The 14,641-nt window shown below is 43.1% G+C and carries 12 protein-coding genes; 5 read left to right on the top strand and 7 right to left on the bottom strand.

From position 1 onward, the window contains the following. The coding region (locus O9334_RS01360; protein WP_287998734.1) for a Calx-beta domain-containing protein at positions 1 to 1,921 on the top strand (1,921 nt) is incomplete at its 5' end. A gap of 485 nt (positions 1,922 to 2,406) precedes the next feature. After that, the gene (gene purH, locus O9334_RS01355; protein WP_287998731.1) at positions 2,407 to 3,942 is read left to right on the top strand and encodes a bifunctional phosphoribosylaminoimidazolecarboxamide formyltransferase/IMP cyclohydrolase; all 1,536 of its coding nucleotides are present in this window, start codon (positions 2,407 to 2,409) and stop codon (positions 3,940 to 3,942) included. A gap of 71 nt (positions 3,943 to 4,013) precedes the next feature. Here purH and O9334_RS01350 read toward each other — a convergent pair whose 3' ends face one another. From O9334_RS01350 to O9334_RS01335, 4 genes are read right to left on the bottom strand one after another with little or no spacing between them, the layout of a single operon-like run. After that, positions 4,014 to 4,850: a class I SAM-dependent methyltransferase gene (locus tag O9334_RS01350; RefSeq protein ID WP_287998728.1), complete on the bottom strand. Its 837-nt coding sequence runs from the start codon at positions 4,848 to 4,850 to the stop codon at positions 4,014 to 4,016. Between the two features lie 15 nt (positions 4,851 to 4,865). Then, positions 4,866 to 6,098, bottom strand: a complete 1,233-nt coding sequence (locus tag O9334_RS01345) for an NAD(P)/FAD-dependent oxidoreductase (RefSeq protein WP_287998725.1) — start codon at positions 6,096 to 6,098, stop codon at positions 4,866 to 4,868. Beyond that, complete coding sequence (locus O9334_RS01340) at positions 6,095 to 7,054, bottom strand: hypothetical protein (protein WP_287998722.1); 960 nt, start codon at positions 7,052 to 7,054, stop codon at positions 6,095 to 6,097. Before O9334_RS01340 ends, O9334_RS01345 begins: the two co-directional genes overlap by 4 nt. Next, positions 7,054 to 8,514 carry an MBOAT family O-acyltransferase gene (locus O9334_RS01335; RefSeq protein WP_045361623.1) on the bottom strand — a complete coding sequence of 487 codons (1,461 nt, stop codon included), beginning with the start codon at positions 8,512 to 8,514 and terminating at the stop codon, positions 7,054 to 7,056. Before O9334_RS01335 ends, O9334_RS01340 begins: the two co-directional genes overlap by 1 nt. A gap of 162 nt (positions 8,515 to 8,676) precedes the next feature. On the opposite strand from O9334_RS01335, the gene O9334_RS01330 reads away from it, so the two are divergent. Then, complete coding sequence (locus O9334_RS01330) at positions 8,677 to 9,648, top strand: FkbM family methyltransferase (RefSeq protein WP_190380053.1); 972 nt, start codon at positions 8,677 to 8,679, stop codon at positions 9,646 to 9,648. A gap of 118 nt (positions 9,649 to 9,766) precedes the next feature. On the opposite strand, the gene O9334_RS01325 is transcribed toward O9334_RS01330, so the two are convergent. Both O9334_RS01325 and galE read right to left on the bottom strand, forming a co-directional pair. Further along, positions 9,767 to 10,192 (bottom strand): hypothetical protein, encoded by a 426-nt coding sequence (locus tag O9334_RS01325; RefSeq protein ID WP_045361618.1) that lies wholly within the window; start codon positions 10,190 to 10,192, stop codon positions 9,767 to 9,769. Between the two features lie 129 nt (positions 10,193 to 10,321). Further along, on the bottom strand, positions 10,322 to 11,320 hold the full coding sequence (gene galE / locus O9334_RS01320) for a UDP-glucose 4-epimerase GalE (RefSeq protein ID WP_045361615.1): 999 nt from the start codon (positions 11,318 to 11,320) through the stop codon (positions 10,322 to 10,324). Between the two features lie 68 nt (positions 11,321 to 11,388). On the opposite strand from galE, the gene pap reads away from it, so the two are divergent. Together pap and purN are read left to right on the top strand one after the other, a co-directional pair. Next, a complete protein-coding gene (gene pap, locus O9334_RS01315) occupies positions 11,389 to 12,882 on the top strand; it encodes a polyphosphate:AMP phosphotransferase (RefSeq protein ID WP_287998712.1) in 1,494 nt (497 codons plus the stop codon). 163 nt (positions 12,883 to 13,045) lie between these two features. Then, a complete protein-coding gene (gene purN, locus O9334_RS01310; RefSeq protein ID WP_190380051.1) occupies positions 13,046 to 13,681 on the top strand; it encodes a phosphoribosylglycinamide formyltransferase in 636 nt (211 codons plus the stop codon). Between the two features lie 230 nt (positions 13,682 to 13,911). Here the strand turns inward: purN and O9334_RS01305 are convergent, their stop codons facing one another. Further along, the gene (locus O9334_RS01305) at positions 13,912 to 14,508 is read right to left on the bottom strand and encodes a Uma2 family endonuclease (RefSeq protein WP_190380050.1); all 597 of its coding nucleotides are present in this window, start codon (positions 14,506 to 14,508) and stop codon (positions 13,912 to 13,914) included. Between the last annotated feature and the right edge of the window lie 133 nt (positions 14,509 to 14,641).

Raw genomic sequence — 14,641 nt, 5'->3', positions numbered from 1 at the left:
CACCACTCCCAACAATACCTATGCCACCTATTCAGGGACATCCATGGCCAGTCCCCATGTGGCAGGGGCGGCGGCTTTGTTGTGGTCACAAAATCCTACCTGGACAGCCCAACAGGTGAAAAACACCTTAATGAACACGGGGGATTCTATTGCCGCCTTAGCAGGGAAAACCGTTTCTGGTAAGCGGCTCAATATCAATAATGCGCTTACTGCGACTGAATTACCGTCCGTAACCGTCAGTGTCAGTCCCAGCAGTGTGCAGGAAGACGGTGCGACTAACTTGGTTTATACCTTTACTCGCACCAACTTAAACCTGAGTTCTCCCCTGACCGTTAACTTCGGGGCGAGTGGCATAGCCAACGCCGCCCCGGTGGGAAGCGACCCAGCCGATTACAACGTATTAACAGGTAGTGCTGTCACCTTTGACCCGACGACAAAACTGGGAACCGTCACTTTTGCCGCCGGTGCGACAACGGCAACGGTCGAGGTTGATCCCATTGCTGACACTATTGCCGAAATCACCAGCGAAACAGTGGCTCTCGCGGTTAATAGTGGAACTGGTTATATTGGCGGTTCACCCGGAACAGCCACAGGAACGATTGTTTCCGAAGAAACCCTACCGATTTTTAGTAATCCTAACCCAATCACTATACCCAGTAGTGGTTCCAGTACCCCCTATCCTTCGACGATCAATGTTTCAGGCTTAAGTGACAATATCAATAGTCTAAAGGTAACGCTGACAAACCTGAGCCATACTTTTCCTGACGATATTGATGTATTACTGGTCGGTCCGACGGGGGCCAAAGCCTTATTAATGTCCGATGTGGGTGGCTCAGGTGATGTCAATAACGTCACTCTCACCTTTGATCCGACGGCCGCCTCCTTCTTGCCCGATTCGGGGCCAATTACCAGTGGCAGTTATAAGGCCACAGACTTTGTAACTGGTGATGTCTTTAACTCGCCCGCTCCGGGTGGCCCCTACGGAACAGATTTCTCGGTCTTTAACAACACCAACCCCAATGGAACCTGGAGCCTCTATGTCATGGATGACGAGGGGGGAGATGCGGGAACTATTGCCGGTGGTTGGTCTCTAGATATTGGCACGGGAGCAGCGACAAAATCAATCTCGATCGCCAAGACCACCGATGGTAACGAAGCCGGTCCAGTAAGCAGTGTCTTTACCCTGACTCGTACAGGTGACCTCTCCAGTGCCTTAACCGTCAACTACACCCTGGCGGGGACAGCGACTCCAGGTGTTGACTACACAGGAACTACTCCTAACAGCGTCACCTTTGGGGCCGGTTCATCCACAGCTACCATCACTCTGCCCACCATAGATGACCTCTTGAGTGATCCCAGCGAAACCATCATCACCACAATTACCGCCCCCGCCGGCTACACTATCAGTGGACCTAACACAGCTACAGCCACCATTCTTGACAATGATGGTAACTCAGCCAATAACAACTTGGTCGGGACGAGCTTTGCCGATGCCCTGGCTGGAGTGGAAGGTAATGACACCCTCGATGGCGGCTTGGGTGTGGATACTCTTACTGGTGGTGATGGAAACGATTTCTTCAGGCTCGACAACGTAGCGGACCGTGATTTGATCACCGACTTCTCCGTACCCAATGACAAGATCATTCTGGCGAACAGTCTTGACAGCACCTTGGGCGGCTCCATTGATCCGGGGATCAAGGGTCTGAGCTTTAATAACAGAAGTGTCCTTAGAGCTGACTGGTTCTTCAAGGAGGCGGGGATCACCGGGGGAGCATCGGGAAACCTCTCCGGCATCTACGTCAACACTAGCAACGGCGACATCTGGTATAACGATTCCAACCTCGTCGGTAGTTACCTAATTGCCAATGTTGGGACTGCCGCAGCAACCATGACTAATGCTAACTTCGTTTACGGGGTGTAAGTCTTAGCTAGGCATCACAGGAAAACTATGCCATGTCCCCCGCTAACGGCGGGGGTTTTTTGTCGGCATCCTCAGACTAAATCCTGTTTAAAAGGTATAGGATGGTGAGAAGTAGGGAGTGGGGGGAAACAATTCATAATACTAAATCCGTTGAGTATAGGCTACTTATAAGCATAGGCAAGAGGCAAGAGGCAAGAGGCAAAAGGGAGAATAAATAATCGGTCTTTAATAACCAGATTTAGTATAACTGGGTTTTTAAAGTTGGATTGGGGGTTAATCATACTATTAAAAATAGATTTGGTATCAGAATCTAAAACTAAGTAGAAAATATCTAGGTAATAAGAGTTGCAATTTTTTTCTTGGCATAAGTTAATATTTGAGAGAGGAAAATATAGAAGCAGCTGATTATTTAGTCACCTACTTTTTTTAATTTTTAACGGGTTAGGACTGAGATATACTGAAATTGTTGCTTATAGATCACTACTATGGGACGTTTAGCGCTGATCAGCGTGACTGACAAAACCGGAATAGTTGACTTTGCCCGTCAGCTAACAGAAGAGTTTGATTTTGAAATTATTAGCAGTGGAGGAACCGCGAAAACGCTCCAATCGGAGGGAATTCCCGTGGTTAAAGTGGGAGAATACACAGGTTCTCCTGAAATCTTGGGCGGAAGGGTGAAAACTCTCCATCCTCGCATCCATGGCGGTATTTTGGCTAGACGGGATTGGCAGTCAGATTTAGCGGAAATGGAGGCTAATCAAATTCGTCCTTTTGATTTAGTGGTGGTTAATCTCTATCCCTTTGAACAGACGATCGCTAATCCTGAAGTTACCACCGCTCAGGCGATCGAACAAATCGATATCGGTGGTCCGGCGATGTTACGCGCCTCGGCTAAAAATTTCGCCCATTTGACTGTCATCAGTAACCCGAAGTATTACGAGCAGTATTTAAGCCAATTAAGGCAAAATAACGGCGAAATCTCCCTGGAATTCCGTCAAAAAATGGCGGGGGAAACCTTCGCTTTAACCAATGCCTACGATGGTGCGATCGCTGCCTATTTCGCCAGCTTAAACGGGGAAACCACACGCTTTCATTTGGCAGGAAATGCCCTACAAACCCTGCGTTACGGCGAAAATCCCCACCAAAGTGCCACTTGGTACGGCAGCGGTACAATGGCTCAAGGTTGGGGAAAAGCGACCTTATTACAGGGAAAAGAACTAAGTTATAACAATTTAGTCGATTTAGAAGCAGCCCGCCGTTTAATCGCCGAATTCGGCAGTGAAGAACCGGCCGCCGCTATCTTGAAACACAATAATCCCTGTGGGGTGGCGATCGGTGGTAATTTAGTGGAAGCTTATACTAAAGCTTTTAATGCCGATGCTATCTCGGCTTTTGGGGGTATTGTTGCCCTAAATCAAGCCATAGATGAAGCAACCGCTAAAGAATTAACGAAAACCTTCCTAGAATGCGTGGTTGCCCCCGATTGTAGCCCCGAAGCCCGGGATATCCTTGCTAAAAAGTCAAAAGTGCGGATTTTATTGCTGCCGGAGTTAACCACGGGAGAAAAACAAACAGTAAAAGTTATCGCTGGCGGTTTTCTAGTACAAGCGGCCGATGACGTGGTGGAAACTCCGGAGGAGTGGCGCGTGGTGACAGAAAAACAACCCACTGCCGCACAATTAGCGGAATTGCTGTTTGCTTGGAAGGTATCTAAGCACGTTAAATCTAACGCTATTGTGGTGACAAAAAATCAAACTACTTTAGGGGTTGGTGCAGGGCAAATGAATCGCGTTGGTTCGGCGAAAATTGCCCTTGAACAAGCAGGGGAAGCGGCCAAAGGTGGCTATTTAGCTAGTGACGGCTTTTTCCCCTTTGATGATACTATTCGCACGGCGGCCCAGTTTGGTATCGAGGCAATTGTTCAACCCGGAGGTTCTTTAAAAGATCAGGATTCGATTAATGCTGCTAATGAGTTAGGTTTAATTATGGTCTTAACAGGCATTCGTCATTTCTTGCATTAATACAAAGTTAGGGTGTGTTATTGCTTAAATTAACGCACCCCAACCAGTTATTAATTATTGGTTAATTTCCCCTATTCAATAGTCTTAAATTTGCCAAAAGCGCGAGGATGTCCAGCTTTTTGGGAACAAAGAAAATAGCGCGCGGGTTCGTAATGATTTTCAGCACTAAAAGGGGAAAAGAAATGATCTGCAAGTAAATCTTCTCGCACAAAGAAAGCATTCACTCCCGAAAAACTACAACCCACCAGTTTATAACCCTTTTGATGACCAAGTTTTTCTAGAGCTTTCAAACTTGATCCCACATGACTATTATATTTCCATTGGTGACTAGGATTATACTGCATCACCCAACTGGATTCGGGGGGATAAATAGCATTATATTCGACAATTACCACCCGGGGACGATAATTAGTAATTGCTTGCCAGACCCAATAATCATTACCATCAATATCAATGGATAATAAATCTAATTCTGTCGGTACATTGCCCTCTCGAAACAAGTCTTCAATATTTGCGGCAGTGATGAAAGTATTTTTTAAAGTTAATTGTTGGTTAGCAATTAAATCTTCAAAAGATTGGCGAATACTTTTACAAAATCGCTCACTGCCTTCAATCCAATAACCTTGCCATCCTTTCACTAACAAATAGGCACTATTATTTTCTAAACCGTTGCCAACTCCAAATTCCACAAAGAATTTATTTGTGGTTCCAATGCGATTAAAAATCTCGCTAATAATGCCATCTTCTCCCGCTTGGGAAAAAACCTTAAATTCGTAGCGGTTTAGTTTCCTAGGGTTATCATATTTGGGGTTTTTATGCAAGTTTTCTAGCAGATAATTATCAATTTGTAACTCTGTTACTTGGATTGTTTGCCAAGATGCTGCCATACTTTTGAGAAAGGTTTTCATGGATTTTAACTACAATTAACGAGTATTTTTTGATTCAATCGGTTGCTTAGATAACACCTGTGAATAACGGAGTCGGAGAAGAATTTTTTTCGCCCAATGTTGAAACACTTTCAATTGATGGCGTTTGCTGGGTAAACGCAGAATATAGACAAAACGACGCATTATATCAGCCAATCTACCAGTAATATTAATGCCAAAACTGGAAACAAGGGCTGATTGTTTACCTAATGTTAACATATCACCTAAATGCAGATAATAATAGGTTCGGGGCGATTTTTTTCTAATCACTGCCGAGATATTTTTGGCTACTACACTGGCTGCTTGATAGGCTGCCTGTGCCGTGGCAGGAATTACCTGTTTACTGGGATAAATTTCGGCTATATCCCCAAGGGCAAAAACTTCGGGATAGTCGATTAATTGTAAACTGGAGCGGGTTAATAATTTGCCTTGTGCTGTTTTCTGACAATCTAAATTATTGATCCAATCCTGTGCTTGGGTTCCTGCTGTCCACAATAATAAATCAATGGGGATAACCTCATTTGTATTATCTTTAAATACGGTTATGGAATTAGCTGCAACTTCCTTTAATCCCGTGTTTAAATAGAGACTAACATTCTTGGCTAAAAGGGAACGATAGGAAGCAACACGCACCGATTTAGGGAAGTTTTGCAGTATTTCCTCGTTCCTTTCCACTAGATGAACTTTGCCCTTTTTTCCTAAACGATCAGCCACCTTACAGGCTAATTCTACCCCATTGGGACCGCCGCCAATAATTGCTAAATCAATTGAGGATTTTCCTTGAGTTTCTAAGTCATGAATTGCCGTTTGTAATTTTTCCACATCCTCTAAACTCCGAAAAGTTAGCCCATAATCGGCTAACCCCGGTATAGCCGGCCAACGATTCCGCACTCCCACCGCTAAAACGAGGTAATCATAATCTATAACTTCCTCATTTTCTAAATATACTCGATGATTGTTTAAGTCAATATTACTGGCTTTTTGAGGTTTTAAATTAACCTGAGTTCCTGTTAATAATTGACGGTAGGAGGGGGCAATTTCCCAGCGTTGTAATTCTCCTGTAATTAGTTCATAGAGAAGGGGAGTAAAGAGAAAATGGTCTTTCGGTTCAACTAAAGTTATTTGCCATTGACCTGATTTTACTGCTGTTAATCGACTCAGATCGAGCGCCGTGTATAAACCACCAAAACCACCCCCCAGAATGCAAATCTTAGTTATAGGTTTATTCATGGATTTTTATTCTCAGTTGTGTTTAAGAGGGGTTTCAGTTCCGAAACTAATTGTTCTGAACGAATAATTCTCACTGGAGGCAAAAGATGATAATGGGTATCAGCAAAGATAGTAGAATCGGTCTTAATATTCAAGTCTTTTGGGTCGTAAATTGTTGGCACAACCCGACTTAGTTCTTCGGCAGATTTGCGAATATTAGCAACGGTTTTAGCCTCATTTTTGGCATAAACCCAGGGCAAAGAAACCACTAAAGTCGCCCCTTTTGCTTCTAAATCTTTCTTGAGTTTTTCAATCAATTTAATTGAGTGAGGAGAAGCAGCAGTATCAAAGGTCATTTGCCACCATTTCCCTGTTCTTTCCTTAACTATAGTCGGATCACCTGTATTAGTAATCGGATCGGAAAGATAACCCGTCATTCTGCCTTTGGTGAATAAATCAACCATCGATTTAGTGACTGGACGCATCCCCGGAATACCTAATAACCAAGTATCCTCGATCATGGTTTTTAAAGGTATCCCACCTAACCCTGGTTTGCCAATAGCGACGCTAAAAGGAGCCGATCCCCAAAGTCCTTCGCCGCGATTAAAACCGTCCTCATCCATGAGCATGAGATATTCAGGAATCAGCAGAATTACGTCTCCTTGGCGCGCTTTTTCGAGAATCATAGCGGCAATGACATTTAAGCCGATGTCCCCCTGTAAACCGAAGTTAACCACGGGCATTCCCAATTCTTTGGCCATTAATTCCGAATTTATGCTATAATGCGCCCCCGATCCCGCCGTGACGATTAAACGCCGCGGTCCTTCGGTACTAGATGCGATCGCTGATTTTTCCTCGTACATCATCCGCAACCAGCTTAATTCGCCGCCGTAGATGACATTGTAAACAAAGCCGAGAGACCAAGCGACTCCCAGAGAGGCTAACCAGGGGAAAGGGTTAAAGGATTTAGTATTCATCAGAATTCAAAGTAAATAAAGTCACCGGTATTAGTGGAAGCTAGGAGAATAGTTAAACCTAGCAATATTTTAGACATCCAAGGCGATAGTAATAGTTCATATTCAAACTTTTTCTGAGCAATAGCCAGATGTTCGAGGATTAAAACAATGATACCAAGAACTAAAGCAACGCTTAAAACTGCTCCTTGATTAAGACTATAGGAACTAAAAATCTCACCGATATTAGCTAAGGAATAATTGAAAGGATTGGCAATAACCAGCATTTTGCCGATTAATCTTCTGGTGTTAACCTCCATGAAAAAGAGACAACCAAAAATGACCGCCAATTGCGTTAAAGCCCAGGAGACAATTTGCGGCTGAGAAACGTATTTTCCGACGAAAGCATAGAAAGGTCGGCCCAGATAACGCAGTAATAATAATAATGCCCCGTGGTAAGCGCCCCAAAAGATAAAATTCCAAGCCGCACCGTGCCAGAAACCTGAAAGAGTAAAGGTAATAAATAGATAAAAAGGCGCCCAATTTTTATTGGAACCCATCAGGGGTAAAAATACATAATCCCGAAACCAAGTGCTAAGGGTAATATGCCAACGTCGCCAAAATTCGTTAATACTTTGGGATGTGTAGGGGGCTAAAAAGTTTAATTCTAATCTAACCCCGACAAAATAGGCTAAACCAACAGCAATAAAGCTATAACCACCGAAGTCAAAATAGATTCTCAGGGTGAATAAAAATGCCTCAAACCAGATATACCAAGCATTGTCGATCATCTTATCTAATTCGATGTAGGGCGCAATGTTATCGGCGAGGACAAATTTCATAAATAAACCGAGGGAAAGCCAACGCAAACCCTTCTCGAAGTTTTCTCCTGTAAATTTGAGGCGAAATCCCTCCATTTGTGGTAATAAATCCCGGCGACGCTCGATCGGACCTGCGACAATTTGGGGGAAAAAGGAGATAAAATTGACATAATCGAGGACGGCTAGGGGTTTCTTTTTCTTTTCGCGTAGGGAGTCCACCACGAAAGCCACCATCTGGAAGGTATAGAAGGATACCCCCGGTGGGATTTGGCTAGGCACAGGAATTGGGGAAAGTTCCTTCCAGTTAGGGGGGAGAGAAACGACCAATCCGATGATTTCCTGCACAAAAAAGCCGAAATACTTGAAGTAGGCAAGGACGAGAATATCGATGACGATAACGATAGTGGCTAGGAGATTCGCTTTCCAGCCGCTCATTTTCAGCACTAGCCAGACCATAATGTAGTTAAAGGCTAGGGAGACGATGAAAACGAGGAAACTGGTGCGACTGGCGTAATAAAACAGGATCAGGGACAGCGCCGCCAATCCGACTCCATCAAAAACACCTCGCCAGAGATTGAAGGACTTCGCCAGGTAGCGCGCCGTTAGGAAAGGAACGCTAAAAAGGATTAATATCCACCAAAATATAAAATCAGAGTAATTCAAGGCGTGTTAACTCCTGATGGTCTGTGTTACCTTGTTTGAGATGGGTTTCCTGACTTCTGATGCTCAGAGACGGGGGATTTTCTTGACAAGCCTATCAAACTTTGTCAGACTTGTCCATAAAATTACCTTCATCCATCCTAAAAAATCGAGGCTAGACAAGCAATGCTTTACCAAAAACTGTTAGATGCACATAAACGCTATCGGCAATTTAAGACTTATCCCCATATTGCCGATCAATACTGGTCTAGTCAGTTGGCAGAGCATAATATTAGTCCTAATTATGTGGAATATGATGCTAAATCTGGTCAACTTTTTTACAAACCCTTAGGGATCAGTTTAAGCAAAAATAAGCAAGATTTCCTCTTGGCTAGTAAAGTTTTTAACAAAGCTAACGCCTTAAAAGCTCTAGCCGATTGTAAATTTTATATCGATGAGCAACAGGAATTAATTATCGAGATCGATGGAGTTAAGTTAATTATCGAGACGGGACAGGATTTGGATATCGCCCATGAAATTTTCCTTTTAGGTGTATATAATTTCCTCTATGACAAGCCCTGTGTAGCGATCGATATTGGTATGAATACGGGTTTTGCTAGTCTCTTTTTTGCCAATCGAGCTAATGTGAAAGCTGTCTATAGTTACGAACCTTTTAAGGCTACCTACGACCAAGCTTTAAGAAATTTTGCCCTCAATCCTAATCTAGCGGAGAAGATTAAAGCTTTTGATTATGGAGTCGGCGCTCGTGATGAAATTATTCAAGTAGAATACGATTACAATGTTAAAGGCAGTGTTGGTATTTCTGGTATTGACAACCAATTAAAACCTTTTGCCTCGAAACAAACCGCTACAGCCGATTTAATTCTTAAACCTTTCACCGATGTGTTTAAAGGTATTACCTCTGACTATCCCGATAGCGATATTGTTGCCAAGATTGATTGTGAAGGTTCCGAATACGAAATCCTCGATTCTTTAGCGGCAACTGGTCAATTAGGACAGATTAAAATTCTCATGATGGAATGGCATAAAAAGGGTCCCGATGCTTTAGTCAAACATCTGCAAGACTTCGGTTTTATCATCTTCTCCCGGATGCCTCGCAGTAAAAATGTCGGCACTTTGTACGCAATTAAACCCTAATCCGTAGGGTGCGTTAGCGATAGCGTAACGCACCACAATATAGGCAATTAGACCTTATATTTTTGGGGTAAAAAGTCAAGATTCAGTAACCCACCACAATAGCTGTGCTAATAGTGCCTTACTGTGCTTGACAATAGGTATTAAAAGCTTCGCCAGTTTCTTTTTCTAATTGGCCAGCTTTTCTTACCTTTTCCTGTGCTAATTTTGCCCCGTTTTTATTGCGAGTTTCGATAACTTGAATTATTTCACGAGTGGCAGTGGCATAATCTTCATAAACTTGAGCGAAAGCGGTCTTATATTTCTCTAGTTCAGGATCCTTCACTGCTAATTTTTTCATATTTTCTGCGGCCTGTTCGATTTTATCGGCGGCTAATAGCCAACTTTTTTGGTCAATTTCTGTCCCTTGACCCTTGGTTAAGGATTTGGTTTCTTGGGCCACTTCGTTGGCAATGCGATAGATTTTTTGACATTGAAACTGTTTACTATCAGCACAACTTGCCAAAAAAGTCAAGCCTATAAATATTAAGATTATTTTGTTATTCATACCATTGTATTCGAGAGGATTCTAGAGAAGCTTATAGCGGTAAACTATCAGCCTCTAGCAGTTTTTTACTGTTATCGACTGATAGAACTGTTCAATCTTATAAGATTAAAGTTTAGCACTCGATCGCTGTTAAGCGTGTCTTTTTTGATGCCAATTCCAAGCGTGTTCAACTATTACCTTGAGATCGGCATATTGGGGATGCCAACCGAGAACCTGTTTAGCTTTATCACTACTGCCGATTAAAATGGGGGCATCACCTGCCCTTCTGGGACTTTCGATGACGGGAATATCTAAACCAGTTACCGCTTGCGCTGTTTCAATCACTTCACGCACAGAAAAACCGTTACCATTGCCCAAATTAAACACATTACTTTCGCCCCCATTTAAGAGATATTCTAAGCCTAAAACGTGAGCTTGGGCTAAATCATTAACATGGATATAATCGCGAACAGCAGTACCATCGGGAGTATCATAATCCGTGCCGAAAATTGACAGGGAATCCCGTTTTTTCAGGGCAGTTAATAAAGCCAGGGGAATTAAATGGGTTTCCGGTTGGTGATCTTCCCCTAATAAACCACTGGGATCGGCTCCTGATGCATTAAAATAACGGAAAGCCACCGATTTTAAACCGTAGGCCGGATCAAAATCTCTGAGAATTTGTTCCACCATTTCCTTACTGGCAGCGTAGGGACTGAGGGGATGATGGGGGTGATTTTCCGTCATCGGAATTTCCTTGGGCATTCCATAAATAGCACAGGTAGAAGAAAAAACAAATTTCTTCACATCGGCGGCGATCATCGCTTGCAAAAGAGTCAGACTACCACTAACATTATTTTGATAGTAAATAGCCGGTTCTTGCACCGATTCCCCCACGGCAATAAAAGCGGCAAAGTGCATGACGGCGGCAAGATCACGACTAGCAAATAAATTATCCAGCAGCGATCGATCCCTAGTATCACCGACAATTAACTCAACTTTTAATATATCCTTAATGATTTCGGCGTGACCATAGGATAAGTTATCGAGTACGATGACGGAATAACCGGCATTTTTGAGCGCTAGAACTGCATGGGAACCAATATAACCCGCACCGCCAGTGACGAGAATGGTAGGTTTAACTTGAGACACGCTAAAGACCTATTTGAGATTGACTTGTCTATAACTTTATACCCTAATTTTGCTTTTATTTGACCATCATGTTAAGTCCCCTCGATCTATCTCTTTCCCTTGACAAGGAAACTTATCAATCACAAATTAAAGATTTAATGGAACAACTGCGATCGCTACAGAAGTCCTGTTGGGAGTGTAAATTACCCGTGGTGGTGGTTTTGGAAGGTTGGGCGGCGGCGGGGAAGGGAACTTTAGTCAAAAAAATGGTTAACTATATGGATCCTCGCGGTTTTACCGTCCATCCAATTTTAACCCCTTCCCCCCAAGAGGAAAGTTACCCGTTTTTGTGGCGATTTTGGCAAAAACTGCCAGCAAAGGGCAGTATAGGCATTTTTTATCACAGTTGGTACACCCATCTGCTAGAGGATCGACTCTTAAATAAATTGCCCTCCTCCCAGATTCCCCTGGTCATGCGCGATATCAACACCTTTGAGCGACAATTATTTGATGATGGGGTCGCAATCGCTAAATTCTGGATTCACCTCAGTCAAAAGGAATTAAAGTCACGCATCAAAGAATACGCCGAAAATGAGCTAGAATCTTGGCGCGTGCGTCCGGAAGATTGGCAACAGGCCAAACGTTATGATGAGTATGCCAGTTTAGCCGAGGAAATGATTACCTACACTAGCACGGGGGCCGCCCCTTGGACATTGGTGGAGGGCAACTGTCAACGTTGGGCGCGGGTAAAAGTTCTCTCCCAATTAGTCGGTACGATCGCTCAAGCTTTGGATCAGCGGCAATTACCGATCGAACCTCCTGTCAATCTACCACCCCAAGCGCAATTACTGCCCACGGAACCCGATTATCTAGGGAGAGTGGACTTAAGTGCCAAATTGGAAAAAGAAGACTATAAAATCCGCTTGCGTGAGGCACAGGTAGAATTAAGAAAACTGCAATTAAAGATTTTTCAGGCAAATATCCCCGTTTTAGTCCTCTTTGAAGGGTGGGATGCCGCCGGCAAGGGAGGTGCGATCAAACGCTTAACCGATACCCTCGATCCTCGCAGTTATCAAGTGATTGCCTTTGCTGCCCCGACGGAGGAAGAACACCGCTATCATTACCTCTGGCGCTTCTGGCGCAAATTACCCGCGGCCAAAACTATCGGTATATTCGATCGCAGTTGGTATGGACGGATTTTGGTGGAGAGAGTAGAAGGATTCGCTAAAGATATGGATTGGCGGCGGGCATATCAAGAAATTAACGAATTTGAGGCCCAATTAACCCATTCAGGCTGTGTTTTAGTCAAATTCTGGTTACATATTAGCTCCGAAGAACAGTTAAATCGCTTCAACGAACGCCAAACTAACCCCTATCGTCAACATAAACTCACCGATGAAGATTGGCGCAATCGGGAAAAACAGCCCCTCTACCATGTGGCAGTTAATCAGATGGTAGCCCGTACTAGCACCCCCGTCGCCCCTTGGACGATTGTGGCGGCAAATGATAAGTATTTCGCCCGCGTTAAAGTCATAGAAACAGTAATTGCCGCTATTGAAACCGGTTTGAAACAACGGGGATAGGATCAGTAATCAGTGATCAGTAATCAGTGATCAGTAAACAGTAAACAGTAAACAGTAAACAGTGATCGGTGATCAGTAAATGGGGATCAAGATGAAAATAACTAACTAATTAACTTAAAACTTAAATCTGATAACTTAAATCTGATAACTGATAACTGAATTTATGAGTTTTTCCCCAAGTTTAATTTCTCCCGATCTCAGTTTGGCCGATATTGCCCTAGAGGAAACCCTCTCTTTAGGAGTGATGGCTTCTGGTAGTGGTTCCAATTTTGCTGTTTTGGCAGAAGCGATCGCCAAAAAACAGCTAAATGCCCAAATTTCTGTTCTCATCTACAATAATCCCGATGCCAAGGTAAAAGAAAGAGCCGATGACTACAATATCCCTGCGGTCTTCCTCGATCATCGTCAATTTAAACCCAGAGAAGAACTCGATCGAGCCCTGGTCAAAACTTTCCAAGAATACGGGGTAAAATGGGTAATTATGGCCGGCTGGATGCGAATTGTCACCCCGGTGTTACTGGATGCTTTTCCCGATCGCGTGATCAATATCCATCCTAGTTTACTACCCAGTTTTAAGGGTGTGCGTGCCGTGGAACAAGCTTTAGCGGCGGGGGTAAAAGTGACCGGATGTACTGTGCATATCGCTCGCGCGGAGGTAGATAGCGGCCCAATTTTAATGCAAGCAGTGGTTCCCATTCTCCCCGATGATACCGCCGCCAGTCTCCACGAACGCATTCAAGTGCAAGAACATCGCATTTTCCCAGTAGCGATCGCTTTAGCGGCGAAATTGGGTCTGTAGAGATAGATTTCCCGATTCCTTGGCGATAATACTGGCAAAAAAACGAAAATTCAAGGCAAATCGTTAAATAGGGTTTGCTGAAAAAGTTTGTTGGTGGGGTTAGGAGTCAGTAGCCAGTAGTCTCCGAGTCAGGAGAATTAAGAATGAATAATAATCAGTTAAATGGTCTATTTACAGACTTTATGCTATTTAATCCTTATTTTTGCCGTTTTTGAACCCAGAAAAATTAATTATGCAAGAGGTTTATTAATTATATTAAAAGTAACTCCTTCGTAAATTTCCTGAAAACTGAGAGCAAAATTGACAGAAGTTAAAGATAAACTGGCATTTTCGCCCTCGTATTCCGTTAATAACCATTTATTTTCTTCAGTTTTGTTATACTGCATGATATATGGACGACTTTGACTGATCAGAATATATTCTTGAAATCCAGGCAGCGAACGATAATAGAGAAATTTATCACCCTGGTCATAATTTTGAGTTGATTTTGATAGGACTTCTACTATTAATTTGGGATTGGTAACAGTTGTCTTACCAGTTTCATAATAAATCGGTTCTCCCTCAATTAGCATCACATCGGGATAGGTTGCTTGACGATATTGTGCTATCCATAATTTCACATCACCGATAAAAATATTATATTTCTGTCCTTTGAGGGCAAATTTTAAATAAGCGGCAAAATTGAGAGCAATTTTATTATGATCGGTAGTGCCTCCTGTCATCGGTACGATTTCCCCGTCTTGATACTCATTTTTATAGGCTGCCGTTTCCTCTAGTTGTAAATATTCGGCAAAGCTATAGGTACTTTTATCTGTTGCTATGGTCATAATTTAAGTAGCTGGTTATAATTAAATTAAAAATTTATTTTAGGTTCGATCCCCCCTTATTAAGTAGGGTTGATTCATGAATCAACCCTACCCTTAATAGGGGGGGGTGTCTGAAAGTTTTTAATACCTACCT

It is taken from the genome of Microcystis sp. LE19-8.1F (genome assembly GCF_027531715.1).
Classification (GTDB): domain Bacteria; phylum Cyanobacteriota; class Cyanobacteriia; order Cyanobacteriales; family Microcystaceae; genus Microcystis; species Microcystis wesenbergii_A.
This window is presented reverse-complemented; position numbering and strand designations above follow the sequence as displayed.

Coding starts and splice junctions, on each gene's coding strand:
- O9334_RS01345 (WP_287998725.1), bottom strand. CDS start 6,098: ATGAATAAACCTATAACTAAGATTTGCATTCTGGGGGGTGGTTTTGGT.
- O9334_RS01330 (WP_190380053.1), top strand. CDS start 8,677: ATGCTTTACCAAAAACTGTTAGATGCACATAAACGCTATCGGCAATTT.
- purH (WP_287998731.1), top strand. CDS start 2,407: ATGGGACGTTTAGCGCTGATCAGCGTGACTGACAAAACCGGAATAGTT.
- purN (WP_190380051.1), top strand. CDS start 13,046: ATGAGTTTTTCCCCAAGTTTAATTTCTCCCGATCTCAGTTTGGCCGAT.
- O9334_RS01325 (WP_045361618.1), bottom strand. CDS start 10,192: ATGAATAACAAAATAATCTTAATATTTATAGGCTTGACTTTTTTGGCA.
- pap (WP_287998712.1), top strand. CDS start 11,389: ATGTTAAGTCCCCTCGATCTATCTCTTTCCCTTGACAAGGAAACTTAT.
- O9334_RS01340 (WP_287998722.1), bottom strand. CDS start 7,054: ATGAATACTAAATCCTTTAACCCTTTCCCCTGGTTAGCCTCTCTGGGA.
- O9334_RS01305 (WP_190380050.1), bottom strand. CDS start 14,508: ATGACCATAGCAACAGATAAAAGTACCTATAGCTTTGCCGAATATTTA.
- O9334_RS01350 (WP_287998728.1), bottom strand. CDS start 4,850: ATGAAAACCTTTCTCAAAAGTATGGCAGCATCTTGGCAAACAATCCAA.